The organism is Spiroplasma sp. DGKH1 (assembly GCF_040940205.1).
GTDB lineage: Bacteria > Bacillota_I > Bacilli_A > Mycoplasmatales > Mycoplasmataceae > Spiroplasma.
Map to the genome: position 1 here is coordinate 66,055 of NZ_JASTWG010000002.1, position 24,010 is coordinate 90,064.

The 24,010-nt window shown below is 33.2% G+C and carries 17 protein-coding genes; 2 read left to right on the plus strand and 15 right to left on the minus strand.

The window, feature by feature from the left end:
- Positions 1-115: 115 nt before the first annotated feature.
- From QPK10_RS01875 to QPK10_RS01885, 3 genes are all read right to left on the minus strand, one after another.
- Positions 116-439 carry a hypothetical protein gene (locus QPK10_RS01875; RefSeq protein ID WP_368486343.1) on the minus strand — a complete coding sequence of 108 codons (324 nt, stop codon included), beginning with the start codon at positions 437-439 and terminating at the stop codon, positions 116-118.
- 72 nt (positions 440-511) lie between these two features.
- Positions 512-2,695 (minus strand): fructose-specific PTS transporter subunit EIIC, encoded by a 2,184-nt coding sequence (locus tag QPK10_RS01880; protein ID WP_368486344.1) that lies wholly within the window; start codon positions 2,693-2,695, stop codon positions 512-514.
- A 106-nt stretch (positions 2,696-2,801) separates the two neighbouring features.
- A complete protein-coding gene (locus QPK10_RS01885) occupies positions 2,802-3,710 on the minus strand; it encodes a type I phosphomannose isomerase catalytic subunit (RefSeq protein ID WP_368486345.1) in 909 nt (302 codons plus the stop codon).
- Between the two features lie 177 nt (positions 3,711-3,887).
- Here QPK10_RS01885 and QPK10_RS01890 point away from each other — a divergent pair, with 177 nt between their 5' ends.
- Positions 3,888-4,367 (plus strand): hypothetical protein, encoded by a 480-nt coding sequence (locus QPK10_RS01890; protein ID WP_368486346.1) that lies wholly within the window; start codon positions 3,888-3,890, stop codon positions 4,365-4,367.
- Positions 4,368-4,377: 10 nt separating this feature from the next.
- On the opposite strand, the gene QPK10_RS01895 is transcribed toward QPK10_RS01890, so the two are convergent.
- The 9 genes from QPK10_RS01895 to QPK10_RS01935 all read right to left on the minus strand — a co-directional run bounded on the left by QPK10_RS01895 (position 4,378) and on the right by QPK10_RS01935 (position 18,869).
- Complete coding sequence (locus QPK10_RS01895; protein WP_368486347.1) at positions 4,378-5,433, minus strand: DUF3137 domain-containing protein; 1,056 nt, start codon at positions 5,431-5,433, stop codon at positions 4,378-4,380.
- Between the two features lie 10 nt (positions 5,434-5,443).
- Positions 5,444-6,055 (minus strand): LemA family protein, encoded by a 612-nt coding sequence (locus QPK10_RS01900; protein WP_368486348.1) that lies wholly within the window; start codon positions 6,053-6,055, stop codon positions 5,444-5,446.
- 304 nt (positions 6,056-6,359) lie between these two features.
- On the minus strand, positions 6,360-7,544 hold the full coding sequence (gene tuf / locus QPK10_RS01905; protein ID WP_368486349.1) for an elongation factor Tu: 1,185 nt from the start codon (positions 7,542-7,544) through the stop codon (positions 6,360-6,362).
- Between the two features lie 106 nt (positions 7,545-7,650).
- Positions 7,651-9,735 (minus strand): elongation factor G, encoded by a 2,085-nt coding sequence (gene fusA / locus QPK10_RS01910; protein ID WP_368486350.1) that lies wholly within the window; start codon positions 9,733-9,735, stop codon positions 7,651-7,653.
- Positions 9,736-9,762: 27 nt separating this feature from the next.
- Positions 9,763-10,230 (minus strand): 30S ribosomal protein S7, encoded by a 468-nt coding sequence (gene rpsG / locus QPK10_RS01915; protein WP_025316898.1) that lies wholly within the window; start codon positions 10,228-10,230, stop codon positions 9,763-9,765.
- A 45-nt stretch (positions 10,231-10,275) separates the two neighbouring features.
- Positions 10,276-10,695, minus strand: coding sequence for a 30S ribosomal protein S12 (gene rpsL, locus QPK10_RS01920; RefSeq protein ID WP_047790969.1), 420 nt, complete (start codon positions 10,693-10,695; stop codon positions 10,276-10,278).
- Between the two features lie 201 nt (positions 10,696-10,896).
- Positions 10,897-14,634, minus strand: coding sequence for a DNA-directed RNA polymerase subunit beta' (gene rpoC, locus QPK10_RS01925; RefSeq protein WP_368486491.1), 3,738 nt, complete (start codon positions 14,632-14,634; stop codon positions 10,897-10,899).
- A 33-nt stretch (positions 14,635-14,667) separates the two neighbouring features.
- Entirely contained in the window at positions 14,668-18,558 is a 3,891-nt protein-coding gene (locus QPK10_RS01930; protein WP_368486351.1) for a DNA-directed RNA polymerase subunit beta, read from the minus strand.
- A 155-nt stretch (positions 18,559-18,713) separates the two neighbouring features.
- The gene (locus QPK10_RS01935) at positions 18,714-18,869 is read right to left on the minus strand and encodes a hypothetical protein (RefSeq protein ID WP_368486352.1); all 156 of its coding nucleotides are present in this window, start codon (positions 18,867-18,869) and stop codon (positions 18,714-18,716) included.
- A 189-nt stretch (positions 18,870-19,058) separates the two neighbouring features.
- On the opposite strand from QPK10_RS01935, the gene QPK10_RS01940 reads away from it, so the two are divergent.
- Complete coding sequence (locus QPK10_RS01940; protein ID WP_368486353.1) at positions 19,059-19,280, plus strand: hypothetical protein; 222 nt, start codon at positions 19,059-19,061, stop codon at positions 19,278-19,280.
- Between the two features lie 80 nt (positions 19,281-19,360).
- Here QPK10_RS01940 and QPK10_RS01945 read toward each other — a convergent pair whose 3' ends face one another.
- The 3 genes from QPK10_RS01945 to QPK10_RS01955 are packed head-to-tail and all read right to left on the minus strand — an operon-like array spanning position 19,361 to position 24,000.
- Positions 19,361-20,275: an ABC transporter permease gene (locus tag QPK10_RS01945; protein WP_368486354.1), complete on the minus strand. Its 915-nt coding sequence runs from the start codon at positions 20,273-20,275 to the stop codon at positions 19,361-19,363.
- A 1-nt stretch (position 20,276) separates the two neighbouring features.
- Complete coding sequence (locus tag QPK10_RS01950; protein WP_368486355.1) at positions 20,277-22,445, minus strand: ribose ABC transporter permease; 2,169 nt, start codon at positions 22,443-22,445, stop codon at positions 20,277-20,279.
- On the minus strand, positions 22,429-24,000 hold the full coding sequence (locus QPK10_RS01955) for an ABC transporter ATP-binding protein (RefSeq protein WP_368486356.1): 1,572 nt from the start codon (positions 23,998-24,000) through the stop codon (positions 22,429-22,431). Before QPK10_RS01955 ends, QPK10_RS01950 begins: the two co-directional genes overlap by 17 nt.
- Positions 24,001-24,010: the final 10 nt, after the last annotated feature.

Here is a 24,010-nt window from a genome sequence, read left to right on the forward strand (position 1 = left end):
AACCATGTTCACCCATTTGTTATATGTTAATTATATCATAAAAGTTTAAATTTTAAAAAAATAAAACAAGATAATATTATACACAAAAAATTAAAAAATATCAAAAAAATAATAATTAATTATCATTTTCATTATTATTTTTATTTTTTAATTCTTCCAATTCAGCTTCTAATTTTTTAATTTTTTCTTGATCAGTAATTGTTTTTTCGGGGATGGCAGTTGTTTTCTTCTTATTTTTTTGTTTACGGCGTAATTCACGCATTCTGGTTCATAAACTTTTTAATTCAACTTCCTCAGCTTTATTTTTAATATTATCGGTTTTCTTTTTAAAATATCAGACTAAAATAACAACTATTATAATAATTGCAATACAAATTAATAAAGCTGCTCATCAAGGTAAAACCTCAAATAAATTAAAAGTAACATTTAAATTAAGCATAATTTTATTAACTCCTTACAAATATCATAAACAAAAAAATGGGTAATTACTACCCATTTTATAAGTTATCTACTATCCTTTGATATTATTTTTTGCTACTTTATTAGGTTTCACTTCTTTATTTGCTTTTTTAGCAGCTACTTTGTCGGCTCTTGTTTTTAAAACAAATTCTTTCATTGAAATTGTTTCACCGGTGCGTTTTTTATCAATAATCATTCATGTTCCATACATAAAGGCATTAATTGTTGCCCCACCAAACATAATAACTAATGATAATAATGTTCAACCTCACGCCGTTCCTCAGCCTAATAATTGACCATCGTTTCCACGACCAATCGCTCCAACTAAGGCGACAATTGGACCACCATGGGCAGCAGCATCAGCAATTCCTAATAACCCAGCAACAGCTCCCGCAATTGCTGATGAAACAACATTACATACAATCGCTCTTTTTGGATCATTAATCGCAAATGGAATTGCTCCTTCGGAAATTCCGATACATCCCATGAAGAAGGCTGATGATCCCATTGCTTTTTGTTCATCATTATATAATGGACGGAAAATTCATGTTGCCATTCCCATTCCTAATGGGGCAACTGGAATAGCACATGCCATTGCCCCCATTGGGGTATAGACTTTTGACCCAATTAACCCTGTACAAGCTAAGAACGCTACTTTATTAATTGGTCCCCCCATATCGAATCCAGCCATTGCCCCAATTAGTAATCCAAAGCCAAATCCGATTCCTAATCCCGCGGCATTATTTGGATTTCCTCATGTTGTTGAAATTCATCATTTGAATTGGTGCATTACATAACCAACTACTAATCCAACCACAAACATCATAATCATTCCGTACACAAATCCAACCAGAACCGGAATTACAAAAATTGGCATTACGGGACGTAAGGATTTTGGTACTTTTCAAGTATTAATCCATTTAACTGTATAACCAACAGCTAACCCTGCTAAGATAGCTCCCACAAATCCGGTTGGGGTATCAACAGCACCAATTCCCGCAATTGGGAAGAAGGCACTTGCATCATTTCCAATAAATGACACTACTAACGCTGGGGCAATTGCTGCTCTTCCGGCAATTGAATTAGCAATAAAGGCCCCTAAGATTGGAATCATTAGGGTGAAAGCTGCGCTCCCTAGTTTTAATAAATAATAGAAAAAGTTTTGGGGATCAGCAGTGGGATCAGTATAATAAACTGCTTGTCAGGTTGGAATTGTTTGGCCTGGATTTAAGACCCATTCCATATCCTTAAATGATCCATGGTAGTGTTGATAACTAGCTCCATAAATAGCTTTTGATAATCCTAAGGCAAGAGCAATAAAAATACCCCCCAAAATAACAATGGGAACCATATAAGAAACCCCGGACATTAAGTGTTTCATAATTCCTGTTCTTTGGCCACTATTTTTATCACCGCTAGTATTAAACTCACCTACTGCTTGAACTTTGGCTTCTTTCAAAGCAGTATTAATAACCCCTTCGGGATCTTTAATTGCTTTTGATGTACTTGTAGTGTAAACTCTTTTACCACCAAATCTTGACATATCAACTGCAATATCAACAGCTGCAACAATTACTTCAGCTCGTTGAATCTCATCATCAGTAAAATTATTTCGAATTCCTTCTGACCCATGGGTTTCAACTTTAACTGTATACCCTAATTTAGGCCCAGCCTGGGTTAACTTATCAGCTGCTAAGAATGTATGGGCAATTCCAGTTGGACAGGCTGAAATTCCTAAAATTAATTTTGAACCACTAGTTGTTGTAACTGGTTCTTCTTTCTTGCTTTTACCCATTAATGCTTCTTGAATTTTGGCTTTATCAGTTTCAGTTTTCATTGCTTTTTTAAAATCAGCATCCATTAATTTTCTGGCAATATCACTTAACAGTCCCAAGTGAATGTCAGCTGATTTGTCTTCTGGAATGACTAACGCAATCGCAATATTAGTTGGTTTCCCATCCATGGCATTTCAATCCAATGGATTTTGATATCTAACAAATAATACTGCTGGTTTTTTAACTGCTTTGATTCTCGCATGGGGAATGGCAAAACCATCTTCAAAACCAGTTGATGATTCTGCTTCACGAGCTTTAAAGCCAGCCACTAAGTCACTTGCTTCATCAACGCAACCTAGTTTTTTGGCTAATTCTGCTAATTCAACAAACGCTTCTTGTTGTGTTTTCGCTTGTGAATCGAGAATTATATGTTCTTGATCGAACAAATCATTAGATTTCATTTGAATATATACCTCCTGTCCTTATTATAGTTTTTTTTTTTTTTTTGTAAATAGTTTTTTCCAAACAAAAAAAATATTCAGAAAAAAATAAAAAATAAGCTCACACTTATTTTTTATAACTTAATAATAATTCACCCGCTGTTTTAATTGTCAAATTGTGATTAAAACCTACTAGAATGGCTGATTCACCAGCAAACAATTCTTTATCATTAATCATTGCTGTTCCTTTTAGTAAAGTAACTTGGGCTCAATTAGTATTTGGTAATTCTAAATGTTGATCAGATTTAATTAAATATAATGTAAAATATTCATTATCAATTAAAAGACCTTGCTCTTTATGAATCACTGGTAATTGCGGATCAGGAACAGTGGTAACATCTAAGCATTCTTGAATATGCAACGGGCGTAAGTTTCCATCCTTATCTTTCCGATCAAAATCATAAAATCGATAGGTAACATCCGATGATCTTTGTAATTCAAAAACAGTTACTCCGGGGGTAATGGCATGAATTTTACCCGGCGGAACATATAAGAAATCCCCTTTTTTAATTTTTACTTTGACAAATAATTCATTTCACTGTTTGTGCTTAACAAAATCACTTAATTCTGCTTTTGTTTTTGCATGATGACCATAAATTAATTCTGCATCTGCTGGGCAGTCAATAACATACCAACATTCTGGTTTTCCTAGCATCCCATTATGGGCCAAACTATATTTATCATCAGGATGAACTTGAACTGATAAATAATCATTGGCAGTAATAATTTTAGATAATAACGGAAATTGCGAATTATTATCATTAAAAAGATCATGATGTTTTTCATATAATTCTTTTAATGATAATCCCTGGTATTCTCCGCTTTGGACATATCCCATCCCATTATCAAGCGCACTGACTACTCATGCTTCCCCTATAAGTTGATCAGTTGGTAACTTAAACCCATATTCTTCTAATTTTCTTCCCCCTCATAAACGCTCTGAGAAAAAAGGCGTTATTTTTATCATTTTATACATATTTATTTCATCCTTTCCTTTTTACATACATATCTTAAATCATATTTTTTAATTAAGCAATGAAAATTCTATTTTTTTTATCAACTCGGAAAAAAGTATTGATTTATTATTTTAATAATATTTTATAATTACCATAAATTTGTTATGATTTACTTAATAAAAAAAGTTAGGTGTAATATGAAAGTTGCAGACATTAAATTAATTATTAAAAAAATAAAATTTAATCTATGATGATTATTTATTTTTTTAGCTGTTAGTTCAATTATTGTATTATTAGCTTTTATTTTTAGTAAAATTAACCCCACTGATAAACTAACTTATTCAATAATATTCATTATTTTAAACCTTATTTTATTATTCATTAATTTTTTATTAATTAAAAATCCTTTTATTTTTGTCAAAACATATGGTTATGATGAAAAAACAAAGCATTTTAGCATTAAAGCTTTTATTTATATTTTTACCAGTTTTATCGCCGTGATAATCTTCTTTATTTCATTATTATCTGTTAGTATGGTGACTAAGCAGCCATATTCCCAAGTGCTTCATAACCAGTGATATGGGGGAGTTAGTTACATGCTCTGAACAATTGCTATTATTCTTGGTTTTAGCTATTTTAACTTAAGGACTTTAAATAAAAAAATAAAATACGACTAGTATTTTATTCTTATAAATCTTCTCCTATTAAATCGTAAGCAACTAATCATTCCAATACCCGGCGAAAATATTGAAGATCAGCCATAATTTTGTTGCAAATATCATTGGGAATGTCTTCTCAACTACCTTTTAAATCAATTCCTGCTAAGACTCCAGTTGGGTCTTGTCAACCCCCCACACTGAATTTTTCAAAACCATAGGTTAAGTAATTTTCAGTAAAATTCATCTGCGGAATATTATTTGCAGTCCTTCCTAAATCAATTAAATTAGCAATAACTTTTGGAACTAGTAACTTACGAATCATAATTTGATCATCAGCATCTACGGCATACATTTTTTCAAATTCACTTGATTCTAGTTCAGTATTATCCTTAGTTTTAAAAATTTTTAAAAATGACTTGGCTGGTTTAATAACAGCATTAACTTCAATATTTTTATTTAAAATAATACTATTCAAAAAGGGGAACCGGTTTCAATAATATGTTGTTCGGCGCCGACCTTGGCTGTCGACATAACTACGACGAATTTCTTGGGTTAGGGTCCCAAATGAACAACGAAAATTACGATGTTGTAAATTAAGAACACGATCCACTCTAATTTTACCTTCCCGTGGTACAAAAGCATTGGGAGCAATTTTAAAATTTGTCGAAATATCATCTAACTGGATTTTTCCACCAAATTCATCTAAAAAGGCTAGCTGATAATATTTTTGAAAATCTAAAACTTTTAAAATTTTTTGTTCATAATTATGGGATGTATATCATTTGACATAAAAAATAATCCCAATTAAAAATAACAAGGCCCCAATTACTAAAAAAACAATATCGACAATCAAAAAAACACCGTGTAAAGACTTACTAGCCGCAAGAAAATAAATTGTAAAGACAAGAAAAAGTAATCCCGCACTCAACATAATTGCGGCAAAAGCCCGCCAATTTTTTGAAGAATACTTAAAACTTATTTTATGGTTACTAAATTGTTGTAATTTATCATTAACATCATTCGTAACCGTAGTGATTCAGCGTTTTGCCTGCGGAGTTACCGTTGAATTTAAATTATTTGTCATTAGCTGTTAATTATTGTCCTAAGTCAATTTTAACATCTTGGCGATCAGCCTGAGCTGCTTCAAAATATAAATATGTTTGAGCATGAATAGTTCCGGCTGCGACATTTGTTGGTCAGGTTTTAATTCTTCCGTTAAAATCACGAACTTCTGAGTTATAAAATCGACGCGCAGCAGCAATGTTGTCTTCACAATCTTTAATTCCTGTTTGTAATTCAATTACACTATTATTAGCTTTCAAATCAGGGTAATTTTCCATTAACATGTTAATGCGCCCCATTTGATCACTAATAGCTTTGTTAATCCGATCAACATCTTTCATTTTAAAAGGACTTGTTTGACTTCTTAATTCAGTAATTGTTGATAATGTTGATTTTTCATATTGCATATATTGCTTTGTGGCATCAACTAATTTAGTTAGCATGTCCATTCTTCGTTTTAATTGCACATCAATATCCGATGCGGTTTCTTCAATTCGTTGTTTTTGACGAATTAAACTATTTCTTGTTCCAATAAAAATAAAAATTGGAATGATTAAAATAAATGAAATATATACAAAAAACTTTCCAAAAGCACTTGCTTTTGCTGGTTCTTCAACATTATTGACTGTTGGGTTATATGCCATCTTATTAACCTCCTTTAAATGACTTAATTAGAATTATAACTAAAAATCCACTAAAAACAAGCGTTTTTAAGTAAATCTTCTGGTTATCCAGATAAATTAGAATAAATAATCATAAAAAATACCTAACAAATATTATTTGCTTGTTAGGTCCTTTGCGTACTCTGTTAACATTAATATCTAATTTACACTTACAATATAACATATTTTAGAGCAGGGGAGTAATACTAATTTTAGACAATTTAAATATTTAAAATAAAAAAATAATAACTTACGAATAAGTTATTATTTGATTGTGTCTTTACAATTATTTAATAATTTCTACAACTGATCCGGCACCGATTGTTCTTCCACCTTCACGAATTGAGAATTTAGTTCCTTGTTCAACAGCAATTGGACTAATTAATTTAACTGTTAACTCAACATTGTCTCCTGGCATTACCATTTCTGTGCCAGCTGGTAATTCAATGCTTCCTGTCACATCAGTTGTCCGGAAGTAGAATTGTGGACGGTAGTGACCAAAGAATGGTGTATGACGTCCTCCTTCTTCTTTTGTTAACGCATAAACTTGAGCTTTAAATTCTTGGTGTGGTTTAACAGTTCCTGGTTTTGCTAAAACTTGTCCACGTTGAATATCATCACGGTTAACACCACGTAATAATGCTCCAATGTTGTCTCCAGCTTCCGCGTAGTCTAATAATTTTCTGAACATTTCGATTCCTGTAACAACTGTTTTGTGAGTTGGTTTAATTCCAACAATTTCAACTTCATCGTTTAATTTTAATTCTCCACGTTCAACACGTCCAGTTGCAACTGTTCCACGACCTGTAATTGTGAAAACGTCTTCAACTGGCATTAAGAATGGTTTATCTTTATCTCTTTCTGGAGTTGGGATATAATTATCAACTGCATCCATTAATTCCATTACTTTTTCTTCTCATTGAGCTTCACCATTTAACGCTCCTAAAGCCGACCCTTTAATAACAGGGGCATTATCACCATCAAAGTCGTATTGGCTTAATAAGTCTCTAACTTCCATATCAACTAAGTCTAATAAGTCAGCGTCATCAACCATATCACATTTGTTTAAGAAAACAACGATTTTGGGAACTCCAACTTGTTTTGATAATAAGATATGTTCTCTTGTTTGAGGCATTGGTCCATCAGTTGCAGCAACAACTAAGATTGCGCCATCCATTTGGGCAGCTCCGGTAATCATGTTTTTAACATAGTCCGCGTGACCTGGACAGTCAACGTGAGCGTAGTGTCTTTTTTCTGTACGGTATTCAACGTGTGATGTGTTAATTGTAATTCCACGTTCTTTTTCTTCTGGGGCGTTGTCAATTCCATCATAACCTTTAGCTTCTGCGAATCCTTTTTTAGATAATACTGTTGTAATCGCAGCTGTTAAAGTTGTTTTACCATGGTCAACGTGTCCAATTGTACCTACATTTACGTGTGGTAAACTTCTGTCAAATTTTTGTTTTGCCATTTTATTTTTTCCTCCCTAATTAATTGACAAATGTCATAACTATTTTAATAGAATTTATTTATATTTTCAATCCTTTTTTTAAAATGGTAGACTAACCATGTATTTTTTAAGCAGCCGGTGCGGCTTTTCCTGATTTTTTAACAATTTCTTCAGTAACTGATTTTGGTGCTTCTTGGTAGTGTGAGAAGATCATTGTGTAGGTTCCTCTCCCTTGGGTAAAGCTCCGCAGGTCAGTCGCATAACCAAACATTTCTGATAATGGTACTTTTGCTTTAACAACTTGGGCATTTCCCCGTTGTTCATTTCCTTCAATTTGTCCCCGACGTGAAGATAAGTTACCCATCACATCCCCGTAGTATTCTTCGGGAACGATAACTTCTACCGCCATAATCGGTTCTAAAATAACTGGTTTTGCTTTTTTAGCAGCTTCTCGTAAGGCTAAACTAGCCGCAAATTCATAAGCCATCTGTGATGAGTCGACATCATGGTATGATCCATCAAATAAAGTGGCTTTAATATCAATCATTGGATAACCAGCTAGTTTCCCAGTTTGCATTGAATCTTCAAGTCCTTTTTTAACCGACCCAATAAATTCCCGTGGAATTTTTCCTCCAACAATTGCGTCAACAAATTCAAATCCTTTGTCATGGTTTGGTTCAAATTTAATTCAAACATGACCATATTGCCCACGACCTCCCGATTGTTTGATGTATTTTCCTTCAACTTCGGCAGTTTCTTTGAAAGTTTCGCGGTATGAAACTTGGGGTGCCCCAATATTTGCTTCAACTTTAAATTCACGTTTCAAACGATCAACAATGATGTCAAGGTGTAACTCACCCATTCCGGCAATAATAGTTTGACCAGTTTCTTCATCAGTTCATGTTCTAAAAGTTGGGTCTTCTTCCGCTAATTTTGATAATGCTAAACTCATTTTTTCTTGGTCAGCTTTTGTTTTTGGTTCTAATGCTAAGTTAATAACTGGTTCTGGGAAGACCATTGATTCTAAGATTACTTCATTTTTTTCATCACATAAAGTATCTCCGGTTGTTGTTAATTTTAACCCCACCGCCGCGGCAATATCTCCCGCATAAACTTCTTCAATTTCATTACGGTTATTAGCATGCATCTGTAAGATCCGTCCAATTCGTTCTGACTTATCTTTTGTTGAGTTTAAAACACTACTTCCTTTTTTCAAAACTCCTGAATAAACCCGGAAGAAAGTTAATTTTCCAACAAATGGGTCTGTCATAATTTTGAATGCTAATGCGGAAAATGGTTCATCATCTGATGCATGTCTTTCCACTTCGCTTCCATCTGGTAATACTCCCTTAATCGCAGGAATATCAACGGGAGAAGGTAGGTAGTCAATTACCCCATCCAACATTGCTTTAACCCCTTTATTTTTAAAGGCACTTCCACAAAAGACTGGGAAAAATTCACTAGTTAAAGTTGCTTTCCGTACCGCTGCTTTAATATCTGCTACGCTAACATCTTGACCATCTAAATATTTCATCATTAGGTCTTCATCAAAGTTAGCAGCCGCTTCAATTAATTTTGTTCGGTATTCTTCAACTAAATCTTTCATATCATCAGGAATTGCAATTTCTTGCGCTTCTTCATTTGGTTGACCATCATAGTGGTATGCTTTTCTTTCAATAATATCAATAATCCCACTAAACTGATCTTCAGCACCAATTGGTAATTGCACTGGGTGCGCATTACCTTGTAAACGTTCATGAATTGTTTTTACTGAATATAGGAAATCAGCACCAATTTTATCCATTTTGTTAACAAACACAATCCGCGGTACTTTATATGTTGTTGCCTGACGTCAAACAGTTTCTGTTTGAGGTTCAACTCCCGACTGGGCATCTAATACTGCCACAGCTCCATCTAATACCCGCAGTGATCTTTCAACTTCAACAGTAAAGTCAACGTGGCCAGGGGTATCAATGATATTAATCCGCATATGCTTTCAAAAAGCAGTTGTGGCCGCTGAGGTAATTGTGATTCCTCTTTCTTGTTCTTGGGCCATTCAGTCCATTTGGCTCGCCCCATCATGGGTTTCACCAATTTTATGAATTTTTCCCGTATGGAATAAAATCCGCTCTGTTGTTGTTGTTTTACCAGCATCAATGTGCGCCATAATTCCAATATTTCTCGTATTTTCTAGAGAATATTCTCTTGCCATTTCTTATTTTCCTTTCTACCTATATTTTTATCAACGATAATGAGCAAATGCTTTATTAGCTTCTGCCATTTTATGAGTATCATCTTTTTTCTTAACTGCTCCCCCAACTCCGTTGGCAGCATCTAAAATTTCATTTGCTAATTTATCAGTCATACTTTTTTCATTTCTTAATCTTGCATAACTAATTAATCATCTTAACCCTAAGGTAATTTTACGATCTTCATTAACTTCAATTGGGACTTGGTAGTTAGCTCCCCCAATTCTACGCACTTTTAATTCTAAATGTGGAGTAATATTTTCTAGGGCTTTGTTAAATGTTTCTAACGGATCCGCATTTGTTTTTTCTTTAATTTTTTCAAAAGCTCCATATAAGATTGTTTGAGCAACTCCTCTTTTACCATCAATCATAATTTTATTAATGGCACGTGTTACTAATTTTGAATTATAAATTGGATCTGGTAAAACATCTCTCTTTTCAGCTCTACGTTTACGCATTTTTTCATCCTCCTTCCACTGATAATCATTTTTTCCTCTTAAATTCTAAGATTTTGCTTTAGGTTTTTTTGCTCCATAAAGTGATCTTCCTTGCTGACGGTTATTAACACCAGCAGTATCCAATGTTCCCCGAATGATATGGTATCTTACCCCAGGCAAGTCTTTAACCCTACCACCACGAATTAACACAACGCTGTGTTCTTGTAAGTTATGTCCTTCACCAGGAATGTAAGCAGTAACTTCCATTCCGTTTGTTAAACGAACACGAGCATATTTTCTTAACGCTGAGTTAGGTTTTTTCGGTGTCATTGTTGCAACACGAGTACAAACCCCTCTTTTTTGAGGAGATGTCGTATTAGTTACCTTTTTTTGCAAAGAGTTTAGCCCACGGTTTAAAGCCGGCGCTTTTGTTTTTCAAACTTTGTCTTTACGTGGTTTTCTAACTAATTGGTTAATTGTTGGCATCCTCTTGTTCTCCTTTCACATATCCGAGTGTATCAAACAATACAATCCACATATAATAATAGCGATTTTTCAATTAATAGTCAATATTATTATCATTATTTATTAAAAATTTATTTTTTAAAATATTAATTAATTATCATTGATTCCTAGTAACTAACTTAATAAAATAAAAAGTTTACAAATTATTGTAAACTTTTATTTTTAATATTCTTCTGTTCTTGCGGCAATTCCTGCTTCAATAATTTCTTTCGATTCTTTTAAGCCAGTTCCGGCAGGGATTAAATGTCCTAACATAATGTTTTCTTTTAATCCTTCTAATTTATCAACTTTTCCTTTGATAATTGCTTTTACTAAAACACGCGTTGTGTCTTGGAAAGAAGCAGATGATAAGAATGATTCTGATTCTAATGGTGCTTTTTTAATACCAAAGATGACATGTTTAGCGGTTGGTGGTTTTTTCATTGCCCGTACCGCATTAATTGTTTCTGTACGGTATTTTTTAATTGAAACAATTTCTCCTGGTAGCAAGTCAGTATCACCTGAATCAATAATTTTTACTTTGTTTAACATCTGTTTAACAATAATTTCAATGTATTTATCAGAAATTTCAATCCCTTGTAAACGGTAAACTTTTTGAACTTCTTTTAGAATGTAGTTATGAACATCTTCAATTTTCGCTACTTCTAATAATTCTTTAATATTAATTGAACCTTCAGTTAATTTTTGACCACGAACTACTTTATCACCAATTTTAATCCTTAGGATTGCCCCGAATTGGGTTTTATATTTACGTTCATCATTATCTGATTTAACATGAATAATATATAAGCCACCTTCGTCTTTAATATCACTAATTTCACCATCAATTTCGGAAATAATCGCAATTGATCCTTTTGGTGTTGTAACATCTAATAATTCTTTAATCCGTGGTAACCCTTGGGTAATATCAGCCCCTCCGGCCACCCCTCCGGTATGGAAAGTACGCATTGTTAACTGTGTACCGGGTTCTCCAATTGATTGGGCTGCAATTGTTCCAACTGCTTCGCCAATTTCAACTTCGTTCCCAGTTGCTAAGTTTTTACCGTAACAAATCTGACAAACTCCTTTATCAGCTTCACATGTTAAAACTGAACGAATCATGACTTCTTTGATACCAGCTTTAATAATTCGAGCGGCATCTTCTTCTGTTAATAAAGTAGCGGCTGGAATAATGTCATTTTCAGATAATTTAATATCACGTAAATTACAACGACCCACTAGACGGTCTTTTAATGGCACAATAATATTTGAATGTTTTTGTTCTACAATATCCGAAACCATAAATCCTTTACGAGTATGACAATCCGGAATTGTTACAATAATTTCTTGGGAAACATCAACTAAACGGCGGGTTAAGTATCCAGAGTCGGCTGTTTTTAAAGCGACATCGGCCATCCCTTTCCGCGCCCCATGGGTTGAAATAAAGAACTCTGACACTGATAATCCTTCGCGGAAAGAAGATTTAATTGGTAATTCAATAATATCCCCTTTCGGGTTATTCATTAATCCCCGCATCCCCACTAGTTGGGTAAAGTTTGAAACGTTTCCCCGTGCTCCTGAATCAGCCATCATAAAGATTGGATTTTTGGGATCTTCTTTCAAAACATGTTCTAATTCATTTTGGATATTATCTTTTACCCGTGATCACACGTTAACAATTCTTGTATGTTTTTCGCGGGCCGTTAACATTCCTAATTTATAGTAATCATTAATTTCTTGGACTTTTTGGTCAGCTTCTTTAAACTCAACATGTTTATGTTCATAAACTTTAACGTCAGCGGCCGATACAGTAACCCCTGATTTCCCTGAGAATTTAAATCCCAAGTTTTTCATGTTGTCTAACATTTCCGCTGTTTTATTAGCTCCATATAATTTAAAGTAACGATCAATAATATTTGATAAGTCTTTTTTCTTAAATGGTGCGTTAATTTTTCAGTTTGCCAAGTATTCATGTAGATCAACATTATCTTTAATCATATTTCGTGGTGCTAAAGCAATTAAGTTTTCAACATTTGGTTCATTAATATATGGGAATTCTTCTTTAAAAATTTGGTTAAAGATAATTTTCCCGGGGGTTGTAATTAAGTAATCACCCATATTAGCTTGTTTAAATTGTTTATTACTAAAAGCTTTAACAGGAATTGCAACTAGGGCATGTAAAGCAACACAATTAGTTTCATAAGCCATAATTGCTTCGTTAATATCTTTAAAAATTGAACCTTCTCCTAATTGGTCACGTTCTTCATATGTTAAATAATAGTTTCCTAGCACCATATCTTGGGTTGGGGTAACAATTGGTTTCCCATCTTTGGGTCCTAAAATATTACGACTTCCTAACATTAAACTTCGCGCTTCCGCGACTGCTTCATCGGTAATTGGAACATGGACCGCCATTTGGTCTCCGTCAAAGTCCGCATTAAAAGCAGTTGTTACTAAGGGGTGTAATCTGATTGCTTTTCCCTTTACTAATTTTGGTTCAAAAGCTTGAATTCCTAACCGGTGTAAGGTTGGTGCCCGGTTTAGAAGAACTGGGCGATCTTTAATTACTTCTTCCAATACTTCTCAAACTTTATCATCTTGGTTTAAAATTAATTTTTCTGCCACTTTAATATTAGCGGCAATTCCATTTTTCACTAAATATTGAATGACAAAAGGTTTAAATAAGGTGATAGCCATATCACGGGGTAATCCACATTGATACATTTTTAAATCGGGACCAATTGCAATAACACTTCGCCCTGAATAGTCAACCCGTTTTCCTAATAAGTTTTGACGGAAACGTCCTTGTTTTCCTTTTAAAATACTTGTTAATGATTTTAATGGTCGTTTATCTTTACCAGTAACCGGGCGAGCTTTTCGTTCGTTATCTAATAAAGCATCCACAGCTTCTTGTAGCATCCTTTTTTCGTTATTAACAATTACACTAGGGGCGCCCATTGCTTTAACTTTTTTTAGCCGTTCATTACGGATAATAATCCGACGGTATAAATCATTAATTTCCGAAGTAGTAAATCTCCCCCCGTCTAATTGAATAATTGGACGAATATCTGGCGGAATAACAGGAATTGCACGTAAAATCATCCATTCTGGTTTACTATTTGATTTTTTTAATGAATCTAAGACTTCTAATCTTTTCATTAATTTATTTTGATCTAATTGGGTTCTTTTGTCTTTTAAATCTTGTTTAATCTTGTTGATTTCAGCATCAATGTCTAATTTTTTTAATAATTCTTCAATTGCTTCGGCTCCAATTCCAAATTTAGCATTGGTGTGGCGATTAATAAATTGAGCACATTCATCCATTGAAAACGGTAACGAAGTATTTTTTAAATCTTCAATCATTTGTTCTCCCGCTTCATAAGCAATTGTATTTGGCTCAAGGGTATCTAAGATTTCACGCAAAGTTTTTGTTAAACGTTGACGAGTTTGGGCTGATGTTTTGGCATTTCCTAAATCTAATACCATTTTTGGACGTAATGATTTGGCATCCCCAGCATCCAAAACAATATAAGAAACAAAGTAAACAACTTCTTCTAATTCTTTTGTTTTCATATCTAAAATTAAAGAAATCCGACTTGGTGCGGCTTTTAGCATCCAAATATGAGTAACTGGTTCTTCTAATTCAATATGTCCCATTCTTTCTCTTCGCACAATCGCTTCGGTAATTTCAACCCCACATCGTTCACAGATTTTACCTTTGTTTTTTGATTTTTTATACTTTCCACAAGCACACTCAAAATTTTTGGTTGGACCAAAGATTTTTTCATCAAATAAACCATCACGTTCTGGTTTTAAAGTTTTATAGTTAATTGTTTCGGGTTTTTTAACTTCCCCATAAGATCAACCACGAATATCATCGGGATTAGCCAAGCCGATTTTAATCATGCGTCCGTTTTTCATTTTATTATTTTCTACCATTTTTACTTTGCCTCCCTATTCTTCATCACTTTGATAATCTGGTTTAATTGGGTTATGATCACCATCATCATAACTATCCTCATCAGCATTTGGATCTTCTTCAATGTCCAATTCAAATTCATCATTTTCAATATTATCGTTATTTAGAATGAATTTTGAAATATCAAACTCATCTTCAAATTCATCAATTGTGGTATCAGTTAATTCTTCAATTACATAACTATCTTCATCATCATAACTATTAATGTTTTTGATGTTTCCATCTTCATCAATCATTTGAATATTAAATCCTAACCCTTGAATTTCACGGGTTAAAACGTTAAATGACTCGGGAATTCCTGGTTCAGGGATTTTCTTATCTTTAACAATTGCTTCGTAAGCACGAGTTCTTCCTTTAATATCATCGGATTTGATTGTTAAAATTTCACGTAAGGTATGGGCTGCTCCATAAGCTTCTAGTGCCCAAACTTCCATTTCTCCAAAACGTTGTCCCCCATTTTGGGCTTTTCCTCCCAATGGTTGTTGCGTAATTAATGAGTATGGTCCAACATTACGCGCATGTAACTTGTCATCAACCATGTGTGATAGTTTTAACATATACATCACTCCCACTGAAACGGGATTATCAAATTTTTCACCAGTTCGACCATCAACTAAAATTTCTTTCCCGAAGTTTTTCATTCCTGCTTTATCCATTAGTTCAATTAGCTCGTCATTTGTCATTCCATCAAAAACTGGAGTTGAAACTTTTTGTCCTAATTTTTTAGCAGCCATTCCTAAATGAATTTCTAACACCTGTCCAATATTCATCCGTGATGGCACCCCTAATGGGTTTAACATAATATCAACTGGAGTTCCATCTTCTAAGTGAGGCATATCTTCAATTGGTAAGATTTTTGAGATAACCCCTTTGTTACCATGACGACCAGCCATTTTATCTCCTTCTTGGATTTTACGTTTTTGAACAATATAAACTTTCACAACTTCTAATACATCCGCTGCTAATTCATATTTTTCACGAGGGAATCGTTTAATTGCTTGGACAATTCCTTCCCCACCATTTGGTACTCGTAACGAATTATCTTTAACATTTTTTGATTTTTCACCAAAGATTGCTTGTAATAATTTATCTTCTGGTGAAAGTTGGGTTTGTCCTTTTGGAGTAACTTTTCCCACTAAAATATCGCCGGGTTTAACTTCGGTTCCAATAATAACTAACCCATCATCATCTAAGAATTTTCGCGCGTTTTCAGAAATATTAGGAATCTCTCTGGTAATTTCTTCGGCCCCTTGTTTTGTTTGACGTCTTTCAATTGTATATTCTTCAATATGAATTGAAGTAAAAACATCATCCGCGACTAGCCGTTCAGAAACAATGATCGCATCCTCATAGTTATAACCATTTCAAGTTGTAAAGGCCACCACCACATTTTGTCCTAAGGCTAATTCCCCTTTGTCAATTGATGGACCATCAGCTAGAATTTGTCCTTTGACAACTTTTTGTCCTTGTTTAACTAACGGAACATGCGTTAATGAAGTCCCCTGATTACTACGCACAAAAGTATCTAGGTTATATGTTTTTAACCCCTCTTTGGTTTTTAAAATAACTTTTGTCGCATCAACAAAATCAATTACACCATCATATTGGGAAACAATTGCTAACCCTGAATCTTTCGCAGCGGCATACTCAACTCCGGTTCCGACATATGGCGATTGGGGATTAATTAAGGGGATCGCTTGGCGTTGCATGTTAGCTCCCATTAATGCCCGGTTGGCATCATCATTTTCTAAGAACGGAATACAACTTGTCGCAATTGAAACAATTTGTTTTGGCGACACATCAACATAATCAACTTCAGTTCGTGATGCAATAATGTTTTCACCTTGGAACCGTGCAATTACTTGGTCGTCCAAAATCTCACCCTTATCGCTTAAACGAATGTTAGCTTGCGCCACCACATAATTTTTTTCTTCATCTGCAGTTAGATAATCATTTTGACTAGTAACTTTATTATCAATTACTTTTCGATATGGTGTTTCAATAAAACCAAATGAATTAATTTTTGCGTAAGTTGCTAAGTTATTAATTAACCCAATGTTAGGCCCTTCGGGCGTTTCAATTGGACAAATTCTTCCATAGTGTGAGTAGTGAACATCCCGTACTTCTAAACCAGCACGTTCACGTGATAACCCACCTGGCCCTAAGGCTGTTAACCGACGTTTGTTTGTTAACTCTGCTAAGGGGTTAGTTTGGTCCATAAACTGTGACAACTGTGACAAGTTAAAGAACTCACCAATAATAGCTGATAAAGGTTTATTATTAATAATATTTGATGGTTTCATTTTGAAAATATTTGATGTTGACATTTTTTCTTTAACATTTTTTTCAATTCTTAAAAGCCCAATTCGAAATTGGTTTTGTAGTAATTCTCCAATTGTTCGCACGCGACGGTTTCCTAAGTGGTCAATATCGTCAACTTCTCCAATATCATGTTTTAAGTTTAATAAATATGAGAAAGTTGCTAAAATATCTGGTACTGTTACAAATTCATCTGTTGCATTGGGATCAATTCCAATAATATTTTCAACCTGATTTCTTAATTCGTTATCCACATATACTTTAATTTTTTGGATTTTATTATTTCCGGGAATTTCAGTATTGAAGTAAACTTCTTCTAAACAAGCACCCGCTTTTAAAATCTCTTTTAATTTATTAACATTTTCTTTATCAAATAAAGTTCCTTCACTAAAAATTACTTTACCATTAACATCTTTAATATCTTCAGCTAAAACCTTATTATAAATTCGGTTTTCAACAGATAATTTTTGGATTAATTTGAATCTTCCGGCTTTTGTTAAATCATATTTACGTTTATCAAATAATAATCCATATAAATATTTAGTAGCACCATCAGGAGTGGCAGTTTCTCCCGCACGGATTTTTTTATAAATTTCTTGGACTGCTACTTGCTGATCATAGTTAATATCACCACTATATTGTTCTAAATCATAAGTGTTACCAACATATTTATTATCACCAAAAATATCAAAAACTGTTTCTCTAGTTACTCCTAAGGCTGTAAATAAACTAGCAACCGAAACTTTTCTTGATTTATCAATTTTGACATAATAAACAGTATCAAAACGTTCTTCTTTTCCAGTCTTAATTTTTTTCATATCTGATTCAAATTCTAACCATGTTCCCCGTGACGGAATTAGATCAACATAATAAATGTTTTCTCCGGTTTTACGGTTAAAATCTTTTTTATAATACGCCCCTGGTGAACGAACTAATTGTGAAACAACAACTTTTTCAGAACCATTAACAATAAAGGTTCCTTTTCCAGTCATTAACGGAAAATCTCCAAAAAAAACTTCACCAATTTTTTCAATTGTGATTTCAATAACTAATTTTAAATCTGTTCGCTCTTTAATTGTTGCAATACAAGTTGCTTCTTCATCACCAGAATGAATATCGAAATACACAACATCAGCTGTTTTTTTCAAAATAGTAATATTATGCCCGATTTTTTCTTCAATTCATGACTTAATTAATTCAGCGTCACCCTTAATGACTCCTTTTTCAATTTCTAAATCTTTTGAATTAATTGTTAGTTTTAAATTTGAATAAATTGGTGCTTCATAAATTTTAGATTCTTCTTTAGCTTGGGGAATTGTTCGTCGTGGTTCTCTAAATTCTCAATCTAACATTTCTAAAACAACATTTCCTTCATGCCCAACAATTGGAAATACTTCTTCGAACACTTGGCTAATTCCTTGTTTCTTAAATCAATCATACGTTTCAGTTTGAATTTCAATTAAGTTCGGCAGGTCCAAATTCCCACTTACTTTTGTATAATCAATTCTTTTAGCGTAATGCCCAAATTCTTTTTCTTTTAATGCCATTAATTTTTAAACCTCACTTTTCAAAATTTTCACAATATATGCTTATAAATTTTATATTGGTTTTGTAAAAAAGTCAACAAATATTTGGTTTTATTTTAAAATTAAAAATAGTCTTAATTTAAAAATCAAGACTATTTACTCTTTAAAATCATGGGTTATTTATGACGATCACACACATAAATTTCGTCATTTACTGAGCCAACCATCCCTTGTTTCATTTTGTTAAATAAAACATTTGCAGCAGCTCCTCCCTTTCCCGCTTTTTCGTGTTCATTAACACATTTAAAGCATCTTGGATCAAAATCTGCCATCTTATCCCTCCTTATTTGTGGATAAATATATTTTAAATTTTTCTGAACTAAAAAGCAACTTTCCACATAAAAGATCGCAGTGAATTATTAACCATTATAACTAAAAATTTTAGTTGTGATAATTTTTTAGCGGAAATTTGTTTTTTTTGTAATTAGAAAAGTTTATAATAATATTAGGAGGAAAGAACTATGAAAACAGTCCAAACTAAAAATGTGGATCAAGAAGCCATCGAAATTGTTAACCGTTATTTAACATTAGGGGAAGATATTTATGAATATCTAAATGTCTTGAAACACCAAATTATTCAAAAAAAAGAAAGTAATGATCCAAATCAAAATCTTGAAGCAGAACATGATGAAGAACTATTAGCCGCGGTAAAAAAATATTGAAAAGAAGGACAACAACTTTAATTGTTCTCTTGATAAATAAAAATACCTATTATAATAAATAGGTATTTTTTTATTTTAAATAATTAAATATTAAGGTTTTCTTACCGTAAGGATTTATTAAATGGAATTCCATCGGCTTTCGGCATTTTCGAGTATTTTGAAAAGGCGACCATTGTTACTAATGCTAAGGCAAATGGAATAATTTTTAATAATTGGTTTGAAGGATCAGCAATATTTCAACCAGTAAATCTTCATAAACTATTAGCTAACGCAATTAGGAAACTAAATAGCATACTTCCTAAGGTAATATATTGAATTCTTCATTGACCAAAAATCATAATTGCTAAGGCAATATAACCTTGCCCTTGCACATCACCACGGAATTGTCCTGACACAAAGTGAGTAAACATTGCCCCAGCTAAACCAGCTAAACATCCTGAGATAATTACTGCTACATATCTAGTTTTAATAACACTGATTCCCGCTGCATCGATAGCATTAGGGTTTTCCCCAGCTGCCACATAGCGGGTTCCTCTTTTCGTAAATCTAAAGAAGAAGAATGTAAATAAGGCAATCACCACGGCAATAATAACAAAAATGTTAACAATTTGATATTTATCAATTCCAATGGTTGTAAATCCAGTTTGGATCATGTTTCCGGGTGCTAACGAAGGAATTGTTACAAAGAACAAGCCTAATCCAGTTGCTAGCAAGTTAATAGCAGTCCCCGAGACAACTTGTTGGGCACGCAAGGTGACCGAAGCAAACGCATGAAGGACGGCAAATAATCCGGCAATCATTGAAGATATTACTAATGCTACTAATTGCATTGCATTTCCCTGTTGGGCAAAGGCTTTTCCTAATAAAGCATATACTAATGCTCCAATAATCATCATCCCGTCAATCGCAATGTTAACAACTCCGGCACGTTCTGAATAAAGTCCAGCCATTGATGCAATTAATAAAACAGCAAACAATATGGAACCATTGGCAAATAATTGACCTGCAGCTGACATCTTATTGCCCCCCTTTCTGAACTAATTTTGCTTTTTTATAAGTTTCTTTTTTCCGAAGTAATTCTTGGCGTAATAATTTATTATCATCCTTGACTGCTTGGATGATTAAGGATACTTCGTGATTATATTTATTACGTAATTCCGGCAATTCATTTCGTTGCTCAATTCGTAATTTTTCTAAATTAGCAAGGTGTTCTTTTTTAAGTTCTTGTAATTTAAGGTTTAAATTTTCTTTAATTGTTGCCACTTGTTGTTTTAATACTGGATCATTATCACGAGCTAGTTTTAATTCTTTTAGCTGTGCTTTAATTTGTTGTTTGGCAACTTTTTGTTGTTGTTTTAAATCATGTAATTGTTGTTTATGTTTAACTTTTAACGCTTTAACTTCACTATTCAATTTTGCCATTGTTTCTTTTTCATGTTGTTTCAATAGCACATGATCATTTTCATATTGATGATGAATTTGATCAAAAATTGGATAGTAACTTTCTTTTAATCCTTTGATTTCCTCAGTTTGCCGTGAAATTAATTCACTATACGCTGAGTGTAAATTAGTTAACTGTAGATAAGCATCTTTTTTATAATTATTTAATAATTCATAACATTCATGTTTTGCTTTTCCGGTTAACTCCTTAACAGTTTGTTCATACTGTCTTTTGGCAAAAGCAACTTGTTGTTTTTTCAAAGTATATTCGGTATTGGCTTGGACATAGCGGTCCATTGCGGCGGCAATTGAACCAAAAATAGCATTGTTATAACTAGTACGAATTGCTTTTCGCCCTTCCATAAATGAATCTTTGTAACGTTTTTGAATAAAGAAATTGATTTCAGTTTTTAAATTATTGATACGACCAACTAAGTTAGTTAATTGACTATTAACTTCTTCTTTATAATTTAAAACTTCTTCTTTATTACCTTTTGCTTTTAAAGCTTTTAGTTGAACATGATATTCTTTATTAATATTTTTAATTTCTTTTTTATATTCTTTAATTTTCAATCGATATTTTTGATATTCACTCCGTGCGTCTTTATTATGGTAAATATTAAACCAACGGCGGATTCATAAAATCGGTTTTAAATAGATAAATAACGCTGAAATAGCTGTCATATAAATGATAATTCCGAAAATTAATTGTCCCATTTGTTTTGACATTTGGAACGCTGGGAGTTGGGTAGTTGACATCACTGAGGTTTTAATAATCGCCCATAACAACGCAATTGGCAAGATGGACAATCCGTTGGTAAAGGCTACTAATGCTACCGCAATCGCATCAAACCCAACCGTTGGCAAGGCATCGGTGGTAAACTGTAATACCGTTGACTGGGTCATGTAATAAAGCATCCCCAAGACGCCGGCGAGTCCCCCGGAAATTGCCATTGAAACAATCATATAGAATTTAACATTTGTTCCGGCATATAATGAAGCATCCCGTGATTTTCCAACTGCTTTAATTCTAAATCCTAACACTGTGTAGTTAATAACAAAGATTGCTAAGGCTAATAGAATAATGGCAATAATAAAGGGAATAATTCAGTTTTGACCATTTAGTGCCAAGTTAAAATTATCAGTAACTTGGGTAATATCTTTGGTTGAGTTCCGACTTGCTTCTCATAACCCAAATGATTGGTTCATAAACATTCATTTCATTACATATCAAACAATTCAGTTTAACATAATTGTTGTCACAACTTCATGAATGTTAAAGTAAGCTTTTAACGCTCCAGCAATTGCAGCTAAACAAGAACCAACTAGAATGGAAATTATTAATGCACTAACAACTCCTCCCCCTTGTGAAATGTGGGGATTTTTTAATCCTAGCACTAAGCTCATACTTCCGGCTAATAACATTTGGCCAGGAGCCCCAATGTTAAACAATCCGGCTTTGAACCCAATTGCAACAGATAACCCCGCTACAATATAAATAGCTCAATACGTTAATGTTTGATCTAACATTAGCGGTTGAAATGCTAATGAAAAAACATATTTAAAAAATAATAGTGGATTAGCATCATTAGCACCAATAATAATGAAACTTAAAATTGCTCCGGCAATAATGGCACAAATTGAAGCTTTTACATAGTTCATTTTTGTTTTAAACTCATTAGAACGAAAGAAGATTCTTGTCTTTTGCGTTAGCAACCAAGAATTATTTTTAATTGCTTGATTCATATTTACCTGCTCCTTTGCTACTTTGGTGATATGTACCTGCCATCATTAATCCAATTTCCTCACGTTTTACTTGATTGCCAGCAACTTCTCCACTAATTTTACCGGCATGTAAAACAATGATCCGGTCTGCTAATCCCATAATTTCTTCTAATTCATAAGAAACTAGCAAGATTGCATTCCCATTTGCTTTTTCTTCTAAAATTTTAGTATGAATATATTCAATCGCCCCAACATCTAATCCCCGTGTTGGTTGGACTACAACCAAAATTTTATGTTTACGACTTAATTCTCGTCCAATAATTAATTTTTGTTGATTACCCCCTGATAATCCCCGGGCAACTGCGAATCCTGAGTTTGCACCCCGCACATCATATTTAGTAATAATATCTTGAGCATATAGCTGAATCGCAGATTTGTTTAATAATCCATAGTTTGAAAATGGTTTTTCATCAATATTTTGCAAAACAACATTGTCAATAACATTAAAGTCTAATACTAACCCATGTTTATGACGGTCCTCAGGAATATGAGACATTCCATTTTCATATTTTTGATGAATTGATACTTTTGTAACATCAATATCATTAAAAAGAATTTTTCCTTGGTGAAAATGTTCTAATCCTGTAATTGCATTGACCAATTCCGATTGTCCATTTCCTTCAACTCCGGCAACCGCCACAATTTCACCAGCATGCACTTCAACATTAAAGTTATCCAGCGCCATTACTTTAGTAATTCCTTTTTTCTTAATTGATAAGTTTTCAACTTTTAAAAGAACCTGATCTTGTGGTTTGGCTCCGGTATTCTTGATTTCAATTAACTGACGACCAACCATTGCTTCGGCAATTTCTTTTTGGGTTTTATCTTTTACACTAAAGGTATCAACTACTTTTCCTTTACGAATAACCGTAGCACTGTCAGCTACTTTTTTAACTTCATCTAATTTATGCGAAATAAAAATAATTGTTTTGCCATCTTTTTTTAAATCTAACATAATATTTAATAACCCTTCAATTTCTTGGGGTGTTAAAACCGCTGTTGGTTCATCAAATACTAGAATATCTGCTCCCCGATAAAGAATTTTTAATATTTCTACCCGTTGTTGCATTCCAACTGAAATATTAGAAACTTTTGCCCGGAAATCAACTTCTAAGTTATATTTTGTAGCAATTTTTGAAATTTCCCGAATTTCAGAAGTTCGATCCAAAAACACTTTTCCAGTAATCTTTTCATGTCCTAACGCAATATTATCTAACACTGTGAAGATATCTACTAGTTTAAAGTGTTGGTGCACCATTCCAATTCCCAATTTATTTGCTTTAATGGGATTACTAATATATTCGGACTTCCCATTTACAAAGATTTCACCTTTTGTTGGTTCGTATAATCCAAATAAAATACTCATTAAGGTTGATTTTCCTGCCCCGTTTTCACCAATTAGCGCATGAATTTCACCTTTTTTAACTTTTAAAGTAATATCATCATTTGCCACTAATTCGCCAAAAATTTTGGTAATATTATTCATTTCAATTGCATATTCATTTTGACTACTCATACAATTTGCC